Origin of the sequence: Celeribacter persicus, from assembly GCF_003050785.1 — a bacterium.
Lineage (GTDB): Bacteria > Pseudomonadota > Alphaproteobacteria > Rhodobacterales > Rhodobacteraceae > Celeribacter > Celeribacter persicus.
Window position 1 is genome coordinate 74,593 of record NZ_QAOH01000005.1, and the last position, 19,929, is coordinate 94,521.

The following is a 19,929-nucleotide window of genomic DNA, read 5'->3' on the forward strand; positions in this document are numbered from 1 at the left end:
GGAGAGGCGGCATGCGCCTCTCCGGATCAGATGCCAGATCAGTAGTTGGATTTGATCTGCACGCAGGTTTCGGTCTCGGTGTTGTACATGCCGCAACCGAGGTCCTTCCAATCGGATTTCAGCACCGCCGATTCCGGCAGGTAATCGGTCCATGCATCGCCCGGCACAGGATCGGTCTCGGAGATGATGTCGAACTGACCATCTTCCTGAATTTCGCCGATCAGCACCGGTTTGGAGAGGTGATGGTTCACCCCCATCACGGCGGTGCCCCCCGTGAGGTTCGGGAATTCCTGCCCCCACATATGCTCGCGCACCGCATCCACATCGGTGGTTTCAGCCTCGGTCACCGCGTTCACCCACATGTTGAAACCGATGTAATGAGCTTCCATCGGGTCATTGGTCACACGGGCCTCGTCACCGATGAAGGCATGCCACTGCTCGATGAAGGCGGCGTTTTCCGGCGTGTCGGCGGACATGAAGTAGTTCCATGCGGCGAGATGACCGACAAGGTTGGTGGTGTCGAGACCGGAGAGCTCTTCCTCACCGACGGAGAAGGCCACGACCGGGATATCATCGGCGGAGATGCCAGCCGCAGCGAGTTCCTTGTAGAAACCGATGTTGGCATCGCCGTTGATCGTGGAGATCACACCAACCTTTTTGCCATCCGCGCCCAGCGCCACGACGTCGGCGACGATCTTGGACCAGTCGGAATGACCGAAGGGCGTATAGTTGACGAAGATATCCTCTTCCGCGATGCCCTTGGATTTCAGGTAGGACTCGAGAATGTTATTCGTGGTGCGCGGATAGACATAGTCGGTCCCCAGAAGCGCGAATTTTTCGACCCCCAGTTCGTCGAGGAAGTAATCCGTGGCCGGGATCGCCTGCTGGTTCGGCGCGGCACCGGTGTAGAATACGTTTTTGGACGACTCTTCCCCTTCATACTGCACCGGGTAGAACAGAAGACCGTTGAGTTCCTCGATCACCGGCAACACCGATTTGCGCGACACGGAAGTCCAGTTGCCAAAAATCACATCGACATCGTGCACGGTCAGAAGTTCGCGCGCTTTCTCGGCGAAGAGCGGCCAGTCGGAGGCCGGATCGACCACCACGGCTTCGAGCTCACAGCCCAGAACGCCACCTTTCTCGTTCTGCGCGTCCACGAGCATCAGCATGGTGTCTTTCAGAGTCGTCTCAGAAATCGCCATCGTGCCCGAGAGTGAGTGCAGCACACCGACCTTGATCGGGCAATCGGCGGCAAAGGCGCTTGAGGCAAGCGCGGTACTGGCGAAAAGAGCCGACGCCAGAGTGGCCTTGAGTTGAATTGTCACGTCCATGTTCCCCTTGTTGGATGCTGCAAAACCCGTGGGCGTCGCGCAAAGCGCTCATATCCATATGCTTGGATTTAAATGAAAAACGCCAACGACCTCCTGTGCAGCGTCAGATGGTTTCCTCGTTGCGCCAACAGCCAGCCGACAAGTCGGCTCTTTACGCACGCCCCTCCCTTTCACATTTCGGAAGCGGTGATCATGAATATCGGCACAAGCGCGAACCCGAGTTTGGACAGGCAAAACACGCACACAAGACTGTATACAACCGCACAGGTCGCAATGCGGGCAATTGGCTCTAGTTGCCTGTTTTTTGCGCAAATGCTGACATTCCTGTCACTTTCCTGCGCGGCTTCAAAAGTGTGCGTCCTGGCACGGAGCAGAATGATTCCATGCCATCCATACTCGATTTCACTCCAGTGACACCTGCCCTCGCCATCCCATTCAAAGACAGCTCGGGACGGAAGGCCAAAGCGACTCAACGACCGGCATGCTCCGTCACTGTACAAAGGCTGTTGCGAGTATACCCCCGACTGCGACCTCCTGTCGCAAATCCGGCAAGATATTCAATTAGCTTCATGAAACTTAGAGAAAGGCTTGATAGGACAGGGGAAATGAACAAGGCTCCGGGCGGGTAACGCCAGACACAGCAAGGATTGCACGTGACGATATTTGAGAATGTCCCCTTCGATGAACTTGAAGTCGGGATGGAAGCCGAAAACCGCCGCCTCTGTGTGGCAGATGACCTCTATGTCTTTGCCCATGCCTCCGGCAACCTCAACCCGCTGCATCTTCCGAAAGAGGACGGGGACAAGGACGGCAAACCGGAGGCCGTTGCGCCGTCCTTCTGGGTCGGTTCTCTGATTTCTTCCGTGCTCGGCAACAAACTTCCGGGGCCGGGCACGCTCTATAAATCCCAGACCCTCAGGTTTTTGGGACGCGCACATGCCGGCGATGAACTCGTCGCGCGCGTCAAGCTGATCCGCAAGACAGACGAGCGCAGTGCGATTTTCGAAACCACCGTCGCCCTTGCTGACGGCACAGTCCTGGTCGAGGGAGAGGCGGAAGTGTTCGCCCCGACCGAAAAACATTCCTTCGACATCCACGACGTCCCCGGACTGACCGTCGAAAGTCATCGCCATTTCGACAAACTGCTCGAAATGGCCGAACCCCTCCCCGCCGTGCGTATGGCCGTCGTCGCACCGGAAGAGGAAAATTCCCTGCGCGGCGCGTTGATGGCCGCCAAACACACGCTCATCATTCCCATCCTTATTGGAAACGCAGCGAAAATTCGATCCGTCGCAGAGCAAAACGGATTGTCCCTCGACGGGATCGACATCGTGGATTGCGCCACCCATCCCGAAGCCGCCCAAACCGCGGTCACCATGGTGCATGAGGGCCGCGCAGGCGCGATCATGAAGGGCCATCTTCACACGGACGACCTTTTGCGCCCGATCCTGCGTACGAATGGCGGGCTGAAGACCGGTCGGCGGATCAGCCATATCTTTGTCATGGATGTCCCCGGCCTCAACCACCTTTTGCTGGTAACCGACGCAGCGATCAACATCGCGCCCGATCTGCCGACCAAGGTCGATATCGTGCAAAACGCCATTGACCTCGCCCAGAGCCTCGGCATCGAGACGCCCAAGGTCGGGGTGTTGTCGGCGGTGGAAACCATCAACCCGCAAATCCCCTCGACCCTCGATGCGGCGGCCCTGTCGAAAATGGCCGATCGCGGCCAGATCACCGGTGGCATGGTCGACGGACCACTGGCGATGGACAATGCGGTCAGCCTGTCTGCGGCGCGAACCAAGGGGCTCAAAAGCCTTGTCGCCGGACAGGCGGAAATCCTCGTGGCACCCAATCTGGAAAGCGGCAACATGTTGGCCAAGGAACTGAGTTTCATCGCCCATGCCGAAGCCGCGGGCGTGGTGATCGGCGCGCGTTGCCCGATCGTGCTGAACTCCCGTTCGGACAGCGACAAATCACGCCTTGCCTCCTGCGCCGTGGCCGCGCTTCATGCCCAACGCGTTGGAGTGCATATCTGATGGGACAGCGCATTCTGACAGTGAATGCCGGGTCTTCCTCGGTCAAATTCGCACTTTACAAGACAGCGGAGACCCCGGAGTGCATCGCCCGCGGACAGGTGCAAGGGATCGGCTCGACTCCGAGTTTTCAGTTCAAATCGGGCGGGCCGAAAGGCCCGGAACTCATCGACGCCAAGGATCAGGGTCAGGCGCTTGAGGTCATTCTCGACAAGATCACCCCGCTTCTCAACGGGCAGGACGTCGCCGGTGTCGGGCACCGGATCGTCCATGGCGGACCGCTGCGCGCCACGCCCACGGAACTGACCGACGAGGTGATGGCGGATCTCGCCACGTTCAACCCGCTCGCCCCCTTGCATCAACCACACAACCTGTCGGCGGTCGAAGCGGCGAAACGCGCCTTTCCCTATGCCTTGCAGATCGGCTGTTTCGACACGGCCTTTCACCGCAACCACCCGTGGGAAAACGACATTTACGCCATCCCGCGTAAATTCTACAAACAGGGCATCAAGCGCTATGGCTTTCATGGGCTGAGCTACGATTACGTCTCACATCAACTCATCCGCGAGCGCCCCGACCTGCATGGCAAGCGGATCATCATCTGTCATTTGGGCAGCGGCGCGTCGATCTGTGCCGTCAACGCCGGGCACTCGATTTCCTCCTCCATGGGGTTTTCACCGCTCGACGGCATTCCGATGTCCACCCGCTCCGGCCATCTCGACCCCGGCATCCTGCTTTATCTCCTGGAAACCGAGGGCATGACGCCTCAGGAACTGACCCATATGCTCTATTACGAATCCGGTCTTCTGGGCCTGTCGGGCATCAGTCCTGACATGCAGGTGCTGGAAGCCTCCGATGAGCAGGGGGCGAAGGACGCGGTAGAATATTTCGTCTACCGCGTGCGGCGCGAGATCGGCGCCATGGCGGCGACGCTGTCGGGGATCGACGCGCTGGTGTTCTGTGGCGGCATTGGGGAGAACTCTCCCAACATCCGTCAACAGATCATTGAGCGGCTCGGGTTCCTTGGCATCGTCCCGGACGAAGAGGCAAATGCCCGCAACGCCAAGGAAATCGCCAAAGGTCCGACCCCGGTTTTCGTGCTGCCGACCGATGAGGAACAGGTGATCGCTAACGCTGTAGCAAAGGCGCTTTCGCCAGCGCATTAACCCTCAGCCGCCCGGAGCACACGCGCCGGGCGGACCTGCATCGCGCGCCACAAGAACCACAGCGAAGTGAGTGAGGTCATCGCGATACCGCCGAGGACGATCCAAAGCGCCGCCCCGAGCGACAGGGAAAACTCCGTTTCCATCACGAAATGGATCACCGCCCAGGCCCCAAGCGCCCCGGTGACCAACGCCACGATCCCGGCCCCGGCCCCAAGGATCAGCGCACGCAGAGCAAAGCTGGTCAGGATTTTCCCGCGTGATGCGCCAAGCGTCTTGAGCACCGCCGCCTCGTAGCGCCTGCGATCCTCTCCGGCCGCCGCAGCCCCGATCAGGACAATCGCGCCCGTGATCAGGGTCGCGGTCGCACCCAACGTTGTCGCGGCCGCAATGCTTTGCAAAATCGCGACCACCCGGTCGATGGCATCACGCACCCGGATGGTGGTGATGTTCGGATAGGCCTTCGCCAGATCGCGGATCAGCGGAGCCTCCGCCTCGGGTTCGGCATAGATCGTGGCGATCCATGTGTGCGGCGCGCCCGCCAGCGCCGCCTCGTTCATGGTCAGGATAAATCCCATCCCGGCGCTCGAAAAATTCACATCCTGAAACGAAGTGATCCTGCCGGTGATGTCGCGCCCGAGAATGTTGATCGTAATCGTATCCCCGAGGTTCAGCCCCATCTCCTCGCCTTCCTGTGCGGCGAAACTGATCTGCGGCTCCGCCTCGTCGGACGACCACCATTTGCCCGACAGAACCTTTACATTCTCCGGCTTGGCCCCCGCATAGGTCACCCCGCGATCCCCGCGCAGCACCCAATGCGGCCCGGCCACCGCTTCGGCATCCTGCCCGTTGATCTTCGTGATCAGCCCGCGTAACATCGGTGCGCTTTGAAACCGCGTGACGCCGGGATCGTGTGTCACCCGCTCCGTCAGCCCGGCAATCTGATCCGGTTGAATGTCCACCACGTAATAGGACGGAGCCCGCTCCGGCAGATCACGGGCAATTGCCCCGCGCATATTGGCGTCAATCTGGCCGATGGCGGAGAGCACGGTGAGCCCGAGACCGAGCGAGAGGACAACCGACACCGCCTCGCTCCCCGGACCACCGACCGATCCCAATGCGAGACGCAAAGGCAGGTTGCGGCGCAGGGGTTTCAACCGCGTAAGTCGACGCGCCAGCCGGGCCAGCCCGCGTCCGGCCAGCACAAGCGCGGCAAAAGCGGTGGCCAGACCGAGAAATGTCCAGAGCACAAGCCGCACGTTGTCGGAAAGCAACGCAGCGCTGAGAACAAGTACTGCGAGCAGCAAAAACATGGTAATCAGATAGGGCCAGCGCGGCAGACCTTTCAGTCCGAACAACGCATCCCGATAGAGCGCTGCGGGGCGAATACGTTCGGCCCGTGACAGGGGCCAGAGGACGAAAAGCGCACTGGCCAAAGCGCCATAGAGTGCCGCTTCCAGCAGCGGCGCGATTTGCACACCACGCTCAACCGGAACCGGCAAAAGCGTCTGGATGAAGGGCATCGCAACGAGCGGCACAAGCCCGCCAAGCAGCACCCCAACAAGGATCGCCCCGCCGGTCAGGACACTGATCTGCAACAGATAGGTGAGAAAGATCGTGCGCCGCGTCGCGCCGAGCGTCTTGAGCGTCGCAATCACCGCGATCTTGCGGTCGAGATAGGCGCGCACCGCAGCCGACACACCGACACCGCCCACCGCAAGACCGGCCAGACCGACAAGCACCAGAAAGGAGCCGAGCTGTTCCACGAACCGGTTGACCCCCGGCGCACCGTTGCGCGCATCGCGCCAACGGAACCCGCCGCCAGCCACCTCCACCTCGGCGCGCACCTTAAAAGCATCGAGATTGGTTCCTTCCGGCAGATCAAGACGATACGCACTCTCGAACAGGGTGCCGGGCGCAAGCAAAGAGCTGTCCTGTAATGCGGACAGCGCCACGATGCTGCGCGGACCGAGGGTAAAACCCGCCCCCGTGTCATCCGGCTCGCGGGTCAATTCGGCCATGACGACAAAGGGCACATCGCCGATCCGCACCTCATCGCCAAGCGACAGGTCGAGACGCTCCATCAGCATCGGGTCGAGCACGATGCCGGGTAGCTCACCCTGCCCGACCAAAGCCTGCGCCAATGGCATCTCGGGTGAAAGCTCCACCGTGCCAATCAACGGATAAGCCGCATCCACGGCTTTCACCTGCGTCAGCGCACGCTCCTCGTCAACACTCAGCATGGAGCGGAAATCGGCAATCTCGGACAGGTGAACCGACCGGGCCTCCATCCAGCCCCGCTCCTCCGGGGTGGCGAAGCGATAGGTGAACTCCATCTCCGCATCACCACCCAGAAGCGACGCACCTTCGCGGGCGAGCCCTTTGGAGATGCTGTCGCGCACGGAGGTCACGGCGGCAATGGCGGCCACGCCGAGCAGAAGACACAGGATCAGGATGCGAAAGCCGCGCACCCCGGCCCGCAACTCGCGCCGGGCGATGGTCCAGGCCATGCTCACGTCTGAGCGCAGGCTCACGCCGGAGCCTCCGTCTCCAACCGTCCGTCGCGCAAACGGATCACCCGATCACAGCGCTCCGCCAGTTCCGGCGAATGCGTCACCATGATCAATGTCGCGCCATGGCGGTCGCGCAACCCCTTCAGAAGCTCCATGATCGCCTCCCCGGTCGCGCCATCGAGATTGCCGGTCGGCTCGTCGGCCAGCAAAATCTCCGGGCGCGGCGCGGAGGCGCGGGCCAGCGCCACGCGCTGTTGCTCGCCACCGGACATCTGCGCCGGGTAATGATCGAGGCGAGCGCCGAGGCCAACACTCTCAAGTTCAGCCTTCGCCCTCTCGAACGCATCGGAGACACCCGCGAGTTCCAGAGGGATTGCGACATTTTCCAAAGCGGTCATGGTGGGAATAAGGTGGAAGGATTGGAACACCACCCCCATATGATCCCTGCGAAAGCGCGCCAACTCATCCTCGTTCATCGTGGTGAGATCGCGCCCGAGCACGGAAATCTGACCGGCGCTGGCACTCTCAAGCCCGCCCAACAACATGAGGAGAGAGGATTTGCCCGATCCCGAAGGCCCAATGAGCGCAAGCGTTTCACCCCGTGTGACCTCGAACGTGATGCCCCGTAAAATTTCGACACGGCCCGCGTTGCCGTCGAGGGTGAGACGGGCATCCGTCGTGGAAATGATCGGCTCCATGGGTTTCCTTTCAACTCTCTTCGAAAAATATGGGGCTGCGCCTGGTATCCGCAAGCATTGCCTTGGGTTTTTGGTCAAGATTTGGGTCATGCTCTGGGCAACCGCCGCTTCTGCCGATCCCCTCCGCATCGCCGCCTTGGGCGACAGCCTGACACAGGGTTACGGATTGATCGCCCAGGATGGCTTCACGGGTCAGTTGCAGAGCTGGCTCGATGCCCATGACGTCGACGCCGTCATCGTCAATGCGGGCGTCTCCGGCGACACCACGGCGGGCGGGTTGTCGCGGGTAGACTGGACCTTGACGCCGGACATCGGGGCGATGATCGTGACCCTTGGCGGCAACGATCTGTTGCGCGGCCTGTCTCCCGATCTGACCCGCGCCAATCTTGCCGGCATTCTCGATGCGGCCAGGACGAAAGACATTCCCGTGCTGCTCGTCGGCATGCAGGCCCCCGGCAATTATGGCGCGGAGTACAAGGCCGCGTTTGACGTAATCCATCCGGAGTTGGCCGCAGAATACGGCACGCTGTATTTCGAGGGTTTCCTGAAACCTCTTACCGACCTTGCCCCTTGGGACGAGGTGCTCAGGAGCTACATGCAACCCGACGGCATCCATCCGAATGCCGAGGGTGTGTCGGTGATCGTCGAGGCGCTCGGGCCGAAAGTGGCAGAGCTTGCAGAACAAGCCTCAAATTAGGATTTCGGGTGGTCGTCATACTCGCCCGTGAGGATGCGGTTCGCATCCCCTTCCGGGTCGTCATATTGTCGCGAACGGATCGACCAGAAGAACCCCGCAAGCCCAAGCCCGCCGAGAAAGATCGAGATCGGGATGAGATAGACGAGAACGTTCATGATTTTCCCCTGAGGCGAAGCGCGTTGAGCGAGACGGTGATGGAACTCGCGGACATGGCCAGTGCTGCGGCCAGCGGCGTGGCATAGCCCGCAAGCGCGACCGGAATGGCAACGAGGTTGTAAAGCGTCGCGATGTTGAAATTCTCCCTGATCCGCCGGGTGGCGGAGACGGATACACGCGTGGCCTCACCGATGGGCGCGAGCGATTTGCCCAAGAGCACCATGTCGGAGACGACGCGGGTGGCTTCAAGCGCGGAGGCCGGCGAAATCGACACATGAGCGGCAGCGAGGGCGGCGGTGTCGTTGAGACCGTCACCCACCATCAGAACCTTGCGCCCGGAGCGCGTCAGTTCGGCCACACGCAACGCCTTGGCCTCCGGCAGGCATTCGGCATCCCAGGCCTCGATCCCGATCCGCTGCGCGATGTCCGCCACGGCGGCAGGCGCATCGCCGGAGAGCAGGACAACATCCATGCCCTGACGCTTGAGGGAGGCGACCGCATCGGCCGCGCCTTCGCGCAGATGATCGACAAAGGTGAAAGCGATGGGCGCGTCTTCTCCGATCCGAAGATAGGTCGCGGTTTGCGACAGTCCCACGGCACCGAGCCAGGTTGCACGTCCAAGACGCACCGTCTTATCGCCCAACATCCCTTCGACACCCTGCCCCGGCACTTCACGAATATCACGAACCGGTGCAGGCACGATGTCCGCAGCACGCGCGGCCTCGAACAGCGCACCTGAGAGCGGATGCGCGGAGCCCGCAGCCAAAGCCATGGCAACGGAGCGCGCATGCGGCGCAATGTCCTTGAGGTTTGCAAGCTCCGGCTTGCCCTCGGTCAGCGTCCCGGTCTTGTCGAACACCACCGTGTCCACCTCGGCCAGACGCTCGATCGCCGTGGCGGATTTGATCAGCATCCCGGCCCGGAACAGACGCCCGGAGGCGGCGGTGGTCACGGCGGGCACGGCAAGTCCGAGCGCACAGGGGCAGGTGATGATCAGAACCGCGACCGCAACATTGAGCGAATGGCGCAAATCCATGGTCGCGACCATCCAGCCAATGAAGGCGGCCAGCGCAAGAAGATGCACCGTCGGCGCATAAATCTGCGCGGCGCGATCCGCGAGAGAGGTGTATTTGTTGCGCGAGGTCTCCGCCATGGCGACAAGATCGGCCATGCGGTGCAGCGAACTGTCCTCGCCCGCAGCCGTAACCTTGACCACCAGCGGGCCGGTCAGATTCACCTCGCCGGCAGAAACGATGCTGTCGACACTGGTTTCCACCGGAAGGCTTTCTCCGGTAAGCAGAGAGCGATCCAGTTCGGAAGCGCCCTCGACGACAATGCCGTCGACCGGCACACGCGCGCCGGGCACGACCCGTACCAGCGCACCCTTTTCCAGATCCTTGATCGAAATCACCGTACCATCGACCAAAGTCACACGCGGCACTTCGAGGGCGGCGAGTTCCTCGGCGGCGGAGCGGGCAACGGAACGGGTCCGGTAATCGAGATAGCGTCCGGCCAGAAGGAAGAAGGTCAGCGAAAGTGCGGCATCGAAGTAGGCATGGCGCCCGGATTCCATGGTCTCGAACAGGGACATTCCCCCCGCCAGCAGGATCGCGAGCGAGATCGGCACATCCATGTTGAGCCGTCTGGCCTTGAGCGCCGTCCAAGCGGACCCGAAGAATGGCTGTGCGGCATAGGCGATGGCCGGGAGCGCAATGGCGGCGGACACCCAGTGGAACATGTCGCGCGTCACATCAGACGCCCCGGACCAGACCGCGATGGACAAAAGCATGACGTTCATCATCGCAAAGCCCGACACCGCGATACGGGTCAGGATCGCGCGACCCTTCCTGTCCGTCTCGGTCGCGGAAATAGCGCTGGCGTCGAGTTCATAAGCCTCGTAGCCCGCCTTCGTCAGAGCCCCAATCAGATCGTCGACGGAGACATCCTCATCCGCCTCGACCTGCGCACGCTTCAACGTAAGATTGACTCGCGCGGCATGGACGCCGGGCTGTTTGGTCAGTTCACGCTCAACCCCCGAAATACAGGCCGCGCAATAGATCGCAGGCAGCGACAGCACGAAACGCGTGTCACGAACGTCACGCGCGTGGGCCGTTTCCTCGGCGGCCGGAGCGGCCACACAGGCCGGACAGGCCGAGATCTGAACCTCGGACATAGGTTTGCCTTCAGCGTTTCACATGGATGACGATCCGCTGGGTGAAATGCGTTCCATCCAGCGCAGTGGCCGTCATCCGGTAGTTCCAGTTGCCCGCCGCCAGTACCCCGGTTTCGGCCACATAGGCCTCCCCGTTAAAGCTGAATTCGGGCTGTTGATCGTCCACGACGGTGGTGGCACGCCCCAGCGTACCACCGATCTCTGCAACCTCGACGGGATTGCCTCCGGCGTCACGGATGAAGACGAACAGATGCTCCTGATCGTCCACCGCCTCGACCGTCCAGCCCAGAGCCTCCTGAGCCTGTTTGTCGCGATTGAAGGTCTGCGAGACACCATAGGAATTGGCGGTCTCAAGCCCCGGGAAAGTCTTCACGGCCTGAACGGCCATGAAGACATTGACCCCGATGATCACGGCAAAGGCCGACACCGTGCCGATGAGGACATGTTTTCCCGTGATTTCGCGTGCCATGTTTTATTGTCCCTTACCGTTGAAGACCGAGTCGACAGAAACCCGTTCGTTGGCAATACCATCTTCGACCCAGAAGGTGAATTCCGTGCGATCGGAGATGGTCGCCTTGGACCCGGCAGGCGCTTCGACATAGGCGCGCACGATGCGCATCTCGTCGGCTTTCACCGCAATCGTGTCTCCTGCGGTCGTGTCGGAATCCTGCAACGTCACCGTCAGAGTGTCGTCGCCCGTGACGCTAACACGGAATTCCCGCTCTTCGCCATGCTTGTTGCGCAAACGCAGATCGTAAATGTTGCGGATCGAGCCGTCGGACTGCATCACATAGGTCGGGTTGCGCACCGGTGCGACCGTCATGTCGATGTCTGCACGGGCAAAGAGCGCCCAGATCAGTGCGACGCCGACACCGGCCCACAGCACTGTGTAGAGAATGGTACGCGGGCGGAAGATGTGTTTCCACACAGGCTTCGGTGCCTCACCCGCAATCTCACGCGGTTCGTCGGTCAGCGCCATATAGTCGATGAGGCCACGCGGCTTGCCGATCTTGTCCATCATCTCGTTACAGGCATCGATGCACAGCGCGCAGGTGATGCATTCGAGCTGTTGCCCGTCGCGAATGTCGATGCCCATCGGACAGACGTTCACGCAAGCCATGCAGTCGATGCAATCCCCAAGTTGCTCTGCGCCCGCGCCCTTGCGGTGCTTGCCGCGCGGCTCACCCCGCCAGTGGCGATAACCCACGGTCAAAGTGTCCTCGTCCATCATCGCCGCCTGAATCCGCGGCCAGGGGCAGGCGTAGATACAGACCTGCTCACGCGCCATGCCGCCGAAGAACACGGTGGTCGCGGTCAGGATCGCCATCGTCATGTAAGCCACCGGATGCGCCTGCCCCGTGACCAGATCACGCAGCAGGGTCGGCGCATCGGTGAAATAGAACACCCAGGCCCCGCCGGTCGCCAGACCGATGAGAATCCAGGCCAGATATTTCTCCACACGCAGGCGGAATTTGTGGAAATCCATTTTCTTTTGGCGGTGCAGACGCAGGCGGGCGTTGCGATCCCCCTCGATCCAGCGCTCCGTCAAGATGAAAAGGTCGGTCCAGACGGTCTGCGGGCAGGCATAGCCACACCAGATCCGCCCGGCGGCGGAGGTGAACAGAAACAGCCCGAGCCCCGCCATGATCAGAAGGCCGGCGATGAAATAGAATTCATGCGGCCAAATCTCGATCCAGAAAAAAAAGAAACGACGGTTGGCGAGGTCGATCAGGATCGCCTGATCGGGCAGTTCGGGACCACGATCCCAACGAATCCATGGCGACAGGTAATAGATGCCCAGCGTCACAGCCATGATGATCCACTTGAGGGAGCGGAATTTCCCCTTCACGCGACGGGGAAAGATCGGCTCTCGGGCGGAATAAAGCTTATGTTCGGGGGAGTTGTCGGTAGAGCTCATGGAGCGTTGCCTTTTCGACTGTTCGCGTTTTTTCCCTTAATGGGAGCGGCACCCTTACACAGCCTTGATGTGCATCAAACTTTTGTGAAGGCCGGTTAAAAGGTGCATCAAAAACACGCCTTGGGCATGCGGCATGCTGCCACACAATGCCCGTGAAACTTAAGAGAAAACCGCAGCATGAGGCGCTGCGGTTTGCCGATGTTTGTGGGCACCGACCCTGAAGAAACGCGCGAACAGGATCAAGGGCCGGTGCCGCAACCCGGGCGTGACCGCCCGGATTCCATGAGGTTACTGACCACCACCCAACTGGTGAACGTAAAGCGCAGCCGCATTGACCTCGGCCTGCGACAGGCGCAGCCCCCAAGCCGGCATCACGCCGAAACGGGCGTTGTAAACCGTATCGTGAACGGTTTCGCGATCCCCGCCATAGAGCCAGATCGCATCGGTCAGGTTCGGAGCACCCTGATAGATGTCACCGGTGCCGTCTTCGGCATGGCAGGAGGCACAGTTTTCCTCGAAAACCACAGCACCTTCCGACGCCAGAGCAGCATCGTAGCTGTGACCGGAAATGTTGGTGCCATCCCCATCCGGGTCGGACAGAGAAATCACATATTCGACGACCTGGTCGATTTGCTCGGGTTCGAGCAGTTCATCGACACCGAATTTCGGCATCTCGGAATAGCGCGCGTCGTCGGTTTCGTTACGAACGCCATGCTGCACGGTGTAGGCGATCTCGTCGATCGTACCACCCCAGAGCCAGTCGTTGTCGAGAAGCGTCGGATAGCCGACGTTGCCCTGAGCGCCCGAACCATGACACTGCGAACAGTTGGCACGGAACACGGCGGCGCCCATGTTGACAGCATAGTTGTAGACGTCGGAGCCCGGCATCACTTCGGTCACGTCGGCAGCAGCCAGTTCGGCCTCGACACCGGCGTTCATCTCCTCGAAAGAGGCGATTTTCTCTGCGACCTGACCACGGGTGGACCAACCGAGCATCCCGGCGGTCGCGCCCTTGACCAACGGCCATGCGGGCATGGCGATCGTATAGGCGATTCCCCAGATGATGCAGAGATACCAGATGATCAGCCACCAGCGCGGGAGCGGGTTGTTATATTCCTCGATCCCATCCCAGGAGTGGCCTGTGGTTTCCACTTCTTTTTTACTCATGTCCTCGCCTCCTTTTCGGCGGGTTTGTCTTCATGCCGGAAGATGACGTCGGCCGTGTCGCGATGTTGCGTGCGGGAGCCCGGGCGAAACGCCCAGACCACTGCGGCAACGAAGAACACGAACATGGCCAGCAACACCCAGCTGTCGGCAAATTCGCGAAGGATGTGATAATCCATCTCTTCTGTTCCTTAGCGGGACTCATCCGGAGTAAAGGTCGAGAAATCGACCAGGGTGCCGAGCATCTGCATGTAAGCGATGATGGCATCCATCTCCGTGATTCCGTCCTGACCGTCGAAGTTCCGCACCTGCGCATTCGGGTAGCGCTCGAGGAGACCCTCGCTGTCGCTCCACGGATCCGCCTGGTTCACAAAGTCCTCTTTCGCGACTTCGATCATCTCGTCGGTGTAGGGTACGCCGACGATGCGGTGGGTTTTCATCAGGTCCTCGATATACTCGGGCTCGATGTAACGGTCCGCCAGGAAGCCGTATTTCGGCATCACCGATTCAGGCACAACGGACTGAGGATTGGTCAGGTGGTCGACATGCCACTCGTCGGAGTAGCGGCCACCCACGCGGGCGAGGTCGGGCCCCGTCCGCTTGGACCCCCACTGGAACGGGTGATCGTATTTCGATTCCGCAGCCAGCGAGTAGTGACCGTAGCGCTCCACCTCGTCCCGCATCGGGCGGATCATCTGCGAGTGACAGACATAGCAGCCTTCCCGCACATAGATTTCCCGACCGGTGAGTTCCAGCGGGGAGTAGGGGCGCACGCCCTCCACATCCTCGATGGTGTTTTCGAGATAGAACAGCGGTGCGATCTCGACGATCCCGCCGACGGTCACCACCAGAAGCGCACCGACCAGAAGCAGGGTGCCGTTGGTTTCGATGATCTTATGTTTGTCGATAAGAGCCATGTTTGAAACCCTCCCTTATTCTGCCGGAGCCATGGCCGTTTCGTCCGCCTTCACAGGCGCACGACGCACGGTCATGTAGAGGTTGTAGCACATGATGATCGCACCGGTGAGGTAGAGCACCCCGCCCATCGCACGCACCACGTACATCGGGTGTTTCGCGGCCACGGTGTCGGCGAAGGCGTTCACGAGGAAGCCCTGGCTGTCCACTTCGCGCCACATCAGGCCTTCCATGATGCCCGTCACCCACATCGAAGCGGCGTAGAGCACGATACCGATGGTGGCGAGCCAGAAGTGCCAGGACACGAGACCGAGCGAATAGAGACGCTGACGGTTCCACAGCGCCGGCACGAGGTAGTAGAGCGCGCCAAAGGTGATCATGCCGTTCCAACCCAGAGCGCCGGAGTGCACGTGACCAATGGTCCAGTCGGTGTAGTGCGACAGCGAGTTCACCGCACGGATCGACATCATCGGACCCTCAAAGGTCGACATGCCGTAGAAGCCGACGGAGATCACCATCATCCGGATGACCGGGTCGGTGCGCAGTTTGTCCCAGGCGCCGGAGAGTGTCATCAGACCGTTGATCATACCGCCCCAGGAGGGCATCCACAGGATCACGGAAAACACCATGCCCAGCGTCGAGGCCCAGTCGGGCAGCGCCGTGTAATGCAGGTGGTGCGGACCGGCCCAGATGTAGATGAAAATCAGCGCCCAGAAGTGGATGATCGACAGCTTGTAGGAAAACACCGGGCGTTCGGCCTGTTTCGGCACGAAGTAGTACATCATGCCGAGGAAGCCAGCGGTCAGGAAAAAGCCCACAGCGTTGTGGCCGTACCACCACTGAGTCATGGCATCCTGAACGCCGGACATCACCATCACCGAGCGCGAGCCGAGGATGGAGACCGGAATCACCAGATTGTTGACGATGTGCAGCATAGCGATGGTCACGATGAAGGACAGGTAGAACCAGTTCGCCACGTAGATGTGTTTTTCCTTGCGGGTGAAGATCGTCCCCATGAAGGCCATCAGGTAAGCGACCCAAACGATGGTCAGCCAGAGATCGACGTACCATTCCGGTTCGGCATATTCCTTGGATTGGGTCACACCCATCACGTAGCCGGTTGCAGCCAGCACGATGAACAGGTTGTAGCCCCAGAACACGAACCAACCGAGGTTGCCGCCCCAGAGACGCGATGCGGAAGTCCGCTGAACCACGTAGAAGGAGGACGCGATCAGGGCGTTGCCGCCGAACGCGAAGATCACGGCGGAGGTGTGCAGCGGACGCAGGCGCCCGAAGTTGCCGTGACCTTGCAGGAATTCAAAGTTCAGCTGCGGGAAAGCAAGCTGGAAGGCGATAAACGTGCCCACGAGAAAACCCACGACGCCCCACAGGGCCGTCGCGATGACACCCGCGCGCACGACGCCGTCCAGATAACCGGTCGGGGCCGGTTTGACGTCGCCTGCCGTGCGCAGGGTGTAGATAAAAGTAATGGCCGTGGCGGCCATGAAAATGAGCGCATGCACCTGATAGGCAAAATCACGCCCGTAGTTCGCGGCCAGGCCGAAAAGGATCACGGCGACCCCCAGCACTGCCAGCTTGATATAGTTCCACATATTGCGTCCCTTCGTTCTTTTGCCCTCGTCCATAGGGCATAGCCGTCCCGCATTCGACCCACGGGGTCCGACATCCTGTCGATTTGTCTCACATCATTGTGATCAGCATTGATCTGAGTCAAAACGCCATCATTTACGATTTTTTTGCGCCAGAATGACAGCGGGCATCTATTGCTCCGCGCCAATCGGTCGCACCCTGTTCGCGTGGACAAATTTGCCTCAAAAAAGCTACATCGGAAACTTATATTTCCAATAGACCTTTACTCGGAGACCGAAACCGCGTTTTTTGTTGATCTCCGTCAAAGCGAGATTTTCTTTGCGGGACCATGATTTCGGCAATGAGACACACCACCCGAAGGAGGCGGACATGCCCTTCAAAACCATCACAACCATCATGTGCAACATGGAGGCCGACCGCCACGCTCTGGACGCGGCGGTGGCTCTGGCCCGGCGCGAGGAGGGGCATCTTGATGTAATCTGCCTCGGCCTCGACCGTACCCAGCCCGGCTTCTATTACGCCGGCACCAATGCCATGGCGTTGCAAGACAACCTGCAACAGGCGCAAGCCGACAGCAAAAAGATCGAGGCAGAGGTCACCGAGCACCTCAAAGCCGAGGAAATTCCGTGGTTCACCAACCCGGTGACCGCGCAAATGGCTGGTCTGACGCCGCAACTCGCGCATTTCCTGCGCTTCTCCGACGTCGTCGTCCTGCCCCGCCCCTACGGTCAGGGTCGCGGCCACGAACATGAAGAAATCCTCGAAGCCGCACTGTTCTCCGGTCACGTTCCGGTGCTCGTCGTCCCCGATGGAGTCACCGTGCCGGAAAACATCGACCGCGTGGTCGTGGCCTGGAACGAAAGCGCCGAAGCGCTTGGTGCCGTCCGTGCCTCTCTGCCGATCCTGCAAAAGGCCGATCTGGTGGACATCACGATCATCGACCCGCCGCAACACGGTCCCGACCGCTCCGATCCGGGCGGCTCGCTTTGCCAGATGCTCGTCCGTCATGGCGTGCGTGCCGAAGTGTCGGTGCTCGCCAAAACCATGCCCCGGGTCTCCGACGTGCTCATGCGCCAGTTGAAGGACAAGGATGCGGACATGCTGGTGATGGGCGCCTATGGCCATTCGCGCTTCCGCGAATCCATCCTTGGTGGCGCCACCCGCCACATGCTCGAACTGGCGGACATCCCGGTTCTGATGTCGCACTGACACATACTTTCGGGCACACACGGTCTGCGCTGTCCTCCCTCACGCGCAGGCCGGGAGAATATCAGGCCCAAAAAGAAACCCCGCGAAATATCCGCGGGGTTTCTTTGTTTAGGCGTGTGAAAACGGCTCAGACCATCAGACCACCATCGTTGTCGTCCCCGGTTTCGATCTGCAAACGGTCGAAATCGGGAATGATCACCCGACGCTTACCTTCGAGCGTGATCACCCCGTCGCGTTTGAGCGCGGAAATCTGGCGTGACACGGTTTCCAGCGTCAGACCGAGATAATCGGCCATCGCCTCGCGCGTCAGCGGCAATTCGAAATCCATCCCGTCGCCCGCCGTGGTGAGCGCCAGCGAAGCTTCGCGCCGCGCGATGATCGCCATCAGCGAGGCGATCTTTTCCCGTGCGGTCTTGCGCCCGAGAATCAACATCCACTCACGCGCCGCATCCAGTTCGTCGAGCGTCATCTCCAGAAGACGCTGAGCAATATGCGGCGTACGGATCATCATCTGCTCGAACGGTTTGCGGCGGAAACAGCACAGGGTCAGGTTCGACACCGCCACCACATCGTAAGGCGCCACATCGCGCCCCGGACGTCCAAGGAAATCGGAAGGCAACAAAAGGCCGACCATCTGCGTGCGTCCGTCCTCCATCGCCTGGCTAAGCGAGGCCACGCCGGTCACAACGGAGGCCACGAAATCCATCCGGTCGCCAGACCAGACGATCGGCTGACCCGCCTCGTAAGAGCGGTAATATTTGATCGCATCGAGTTCTTCGAGCTCATCCGCCTCGCATCGCGCACAGACGGACCGATGCCGGATCGGGCAGGACCCGCACTCTTTATGGTCAAACACAATTTCGTTCATTCGTGCGCTCGCAATTCTTGATCTGGGTCAAGGCACCCGATCTTTGATGGGCTACAGCGTATCTCTATGAACAAACACACGCAACTCCGCAAGCTTGGGCTTTTTGACGCTCGTGTGCCGCGCTACACGAGTTACCCTACGGCACCGCATTTTTCCGACACGGTCGGGGAGAGTGACGTGGCCGCATGGCTTTCTGCGCTCAATCCCGCCGAACCGATTTCGCTTTACGTCCACGTTCCCTTCTGCCGAAGGCTGTGCTGGTTCTGCGCCTGCCGGACGCAGGGCACCACCACGGCTGGTCCCGTGGCGGCCTATGTCGAAACGCTGAAAACGGAACTGGCGCTGGTGAAGGCGCATCTGACGAAAGGCATCGAGATCGGCCACCTGCATTGGGGCGGCGGCACGCCCACACTGCTGGAGGCGAATATGATCACCGATCTGTCAGGCGCGATCCGCGATCTGGCGCCTTTCGCGCAGGACTATGAGTTTTCCGTCGAGGTCGATCCGAACGAGATCGACGACGCGCGGCTCGATGCCCTGGCCGAAGCGGGCATGAACCGCGCATCCATCGGGGTACAGGATTTCGATCCGCAGATTCAGGAAACCATCGGGCGCATCCAGTCCTACGAGATAACGAAAGCGGCGATCGAGGGGCTGCGCGCACGAGGTATTCGCTCACTGAATGCCGACATTCTCTATGGCCTGCCCGGTCAGACACCGGAGAAAATCTCCGAGAGCGTGCAAAAACTCCTGTCGCTCTCGCCCGACCGGGTAGCGCTTTTCGGCTATGCTCACGTCCCGTGGATGGCCCGGCGACAGAACATGATCCCGACCGACGAACTGCCGACGCCGGAAGAGCGGCTCGACCTGTTCAACATCGCCCGCGACCTGTTCGTCTGGGACGATTACGTCGAGATCGGCATCGACCATTTTGCAAAAAAAGGCGACGGGCTCGAAGTCGCGCTACGCACCGGCAAGCTGCGCCGCAATTTTCAGGGCTACACCGACGACAAATGCCCGACCATGGTCGGCATCGGCGCGTCCTCGATTGCGAAATATCCGGGCGGCTATGCCCAGAACCAGCCTTCGACCTCGAAATATCAGGCCGCTGTGCGGGCAGGTGAACTGCCCATCGCCAAAGGGCACAGGTTCACAGAGGAAGATCACCTGCGTGGCCGGATCATCGAGGCACTGATGTGCGATTTCCGGGTCGAAGCGGCAGAGCTGTTTGAAGACTTCGGTCTGACACAGGCCCGGTTCGACAATTTCGCGACCAGTGCGGCGGGAGCCTTCCCGGAAATGCTCGACATTTCGCCCGAGCGCATTGTGATCCGCGAAGAGGCACGTCCGCTGACCCGCATGATCGCGCGCCATTTCGACGCTTACGACATGACGCAGGCGCAGCACTCTTCCGCCGTCTGAGCAAAACACTTATTGAATACCGATCAAGACCCGCCCTCCCGTGCGGGTCTTT

The 19,929-nt window shown here is 60.6% G+C and carries 17 protein-coding genes; 5 read left to right on the plus strand and 12 right to left on the minus strand.

The features are described 5' to 3' along the window. Window positions 1-38 precede the first annotated feature (38 nt). Window positions 39-1,334, minus strand: coding sequence for an urea ABC transporter substrate-binding protein (gene urtA / locus C8N42_RS08160; protein ID WP_107816073.1), 1,296 nt, complete (start codon window positions 1,332-1,334; stop codon window positions 39-41). Between the two features lie 647 nt (window positions 1,335-1,981). Here urtA and C8N42_RS08165 point away from each other — a divergent pair. Together C8N42_RS08165 and C8N42_RS08170 are read left to right on the plus strand one after the other, a co-directional pair. Then, window positions 1,982-3,373 (plus strand): bifunctional enoyl-CoA hydratase/phosphate acetyltransferase, encoded by a 1,392-nt coding sequence (locus C8N42_RS08165; RefSeq protein ID WP_107816074.1) that lies wholly within the window; start codon window positions 1,982-1,984, stop codon window positions 3,371-3,373. Further along, window positions 3,373-4,536 (plus strand): acetate/propionate family kinase, encoded by a 1,164-nt coding sequence (locus tag C8N42_RS08170; protein WP_107816075.1) that lies wholly within the window; start codon window positions 3,373-3,375, stop codon window positions 4,534-4,536. Before C8N42_RS08165 ends, C8N42_RS08170 begins: the two co-directional genes overlap by 1 nt. On the opposite strand, the gene C8N42_RS08175 is transcribed toward C8N42_RS08170, so the two are convergent. Beyond that, complete coding sequence (locus C8N42_RS08175; RefSeq protein ID WP_107816076.1) at window positions 4,533-7,043, minus strand: ABC transporter permease; 2,511 nt, start codon at window positions 7,041-7,043, stop codon at window positions 4,533-4,535. The two genes, C8N42_RS08170 and C8N42_RS08175, sit on opposite strands and share 4 nt — an antisense overlap. A gap of 20 nt (window positions 7,044-7,063) precedes the next feature. After that, window positions 7,064-7,744, minus strand: coding sequence for an ABC transporter ATP-binding protein (locus C8N42_RS08180; RefSeq protein WP_107816077.1), 681 nt, complete (start codon window positions 7,742-7,744; stop codon window positions 7,064-7,066). Between the two features lie 88 nt (window positions 7,745-7,832). On the opposite strand from C8N42_RS08180, the gene C8N42_RS08185 reads away from it, so the two are divergent. Further along, complete coding sequence (locus C8N42_RS08185; protein ID WP_245890004.1) at window positions 7,833-8,441, plus strand: arylesterase; 609 nt, start codon at window positions 7,833-7,835, stop codon at window positions 8,439-8,441. Here the strand turns inward: C8N42_RS08185 and ccoS are convergent. From ccoS to ccoN, 8 genes are all read right to left on the minus strand, one after another. Continuing rightward, entirely contained in the window at window positions 8,438-8,596 is a 159-nt protein-coding gene (gene ccoS / locus C8N42_RS08190; RefSeq protein ID WP_107816079.1) for a cbb3-type cytochrome oxidase assembly protein CcoS, read from the minus strand. The genes C8N42_RS08185 and ccoS overlap by 4 nt on opposite strands. After that, entirely contained in the window at window positions 8,593-10,770 is a 2,178-nt protein-coding gene (locus C8N42_RS08195) for a heavy metal translocating P-type ATPase (protein WP_107816080.1), read from the minus strand. The genes ccoS and C8N42_RS08195 overlap by 4 nt, the downstream gene beginning before the upstream one ends. Window positions 10,771-10,780: 10 nt before the next feature. Next, window positions 10,781-11,239, minus strand: a complete 459-nt coding sequence (locus C8N42_RS08200; protein WP_107816081.1) for a FixH family protein — start codon at window positions 11,237-11,239, stop codon at window positions 10,781-10,783. Window positions 11,240-11,242: 3 nt separating this feature from the next. Continuing rightward, window positions 11,243-12,688 carry a cytochrome c oxidase accessory protein CcoG gene (gene ccoG / locus C8N42_RS08205; RefSeq protein ID WP_107816082.1) on the minus strand — a complete coding sequence of 482 codons (1,446 nt, stop codon included), beginning with the start codon at window positions 12,686-12,688 and terminating at the stop codon, window positions 11,243-11,245. A gap of 288 nt (window positions 12,689-12,976) precedes the next feature. Then, window positions 12,977-13,855, minus strand: coding sequence for a cytochrome-c oxidase, cbb3-type subunit III (gene ccoP, locus C8N42_RS08210; RefSeq protein WP_107816083.1), 879 nt, complete (start codon window positions 13,853-13,855; stop codon window positions 12,977-12,979). After that, window positions 13,852-14,031: a cbb3-type cytochrome oxidase subunit 3 gene (locus tag C8N42_RS08215; RefSeq protein ID WP_107816084.1), complete on the minus strand. Its 180-nt coding sequence runs from the start codon at window positions 14,029-14,031 to the stop codon at window positions 13,852-13,854. Before C8N42_RS08215 ends, ccoP begins: the two co-directional genes overlap by 4 nt. A 12-nt stretch (window positions 14,032-14,043) precedes the next feature. Next, window positions 14,044-14,769 carry a cytochrome-c oxidase, cbb3-type subunit II gene (ccoO, locus tag C8N42_RS08220; protein WP_107816085.1) on the minus strand — a complete coding sequence of 242 codons (726 nt, stop codon included), beginning with the start codon at window positions 14,767-14,769 and terminating at the stop codon, window positions 14,044-14,046. 15 nt (window positions 14,770-14,784) lie between these two features. Beyond that, a complete protein-coding gene (gene ccoN, locus C8N42_RS08225; RefSeq protein ID WP_107816086.1) occupies window positions 14,785-16,380 on the minus strand; it encodes a cytochrome-c oxidase, cbb3-type subunit I in 1,596 nt (531 codons plus the stop codon). 367 nt (window positions 16,381-16,747) lie between these two features. Between ccoN and C8N42_RS08230 the strand changes: the two genes are divergently transcribed. After that, window positions 16,748-17,587 (plus strand): universal stress protein, encoded by an 840-nt coding sequence (locus C8N42_RS08230; RefSeq protein WP_107816087.1) that lies wholly within the window; start codon window positions 16,748-16,750, stop codon window positions 17,585-17,587. 127 nt (window positions 17,588-17,714) lie between these two features. Here the strand turns inward: C8N42_RS08230 and fnrL are convergent, their stop codons facing one another. Further along, window positions 17,715-18,455, minus strand: a complete 741-nt coding sequence (gene fnrL / locus C8N42_RS08235; protein ID WP_107816088.1) for a transcriptional regulator FnrL — start codon at window positions 18,453-18,455, stop codon at window positions 17,715-17,717. A gap of 66 nt (window positions 18,456-18,521) precedes the next feature. Here fnrL and hemN point away from each other — a divergent pair, with 66 nt between their 5' ends. After that, window positions 18,522-19,877: an oxygen-independent coproporphyrinogen III oxidase gene (gene hemN, locus C8N42_RS08240; protein ID WP_107816089.1), complete on the plus strand. Its 1,356-nt coding sequence runs from the start codon at window positions 18,522-18,524 to the stop codon at window positions 19,875-19,877. The last annotated feature ends 52 nt before the right edge of the window (window positions 19,878-19,929 follow it).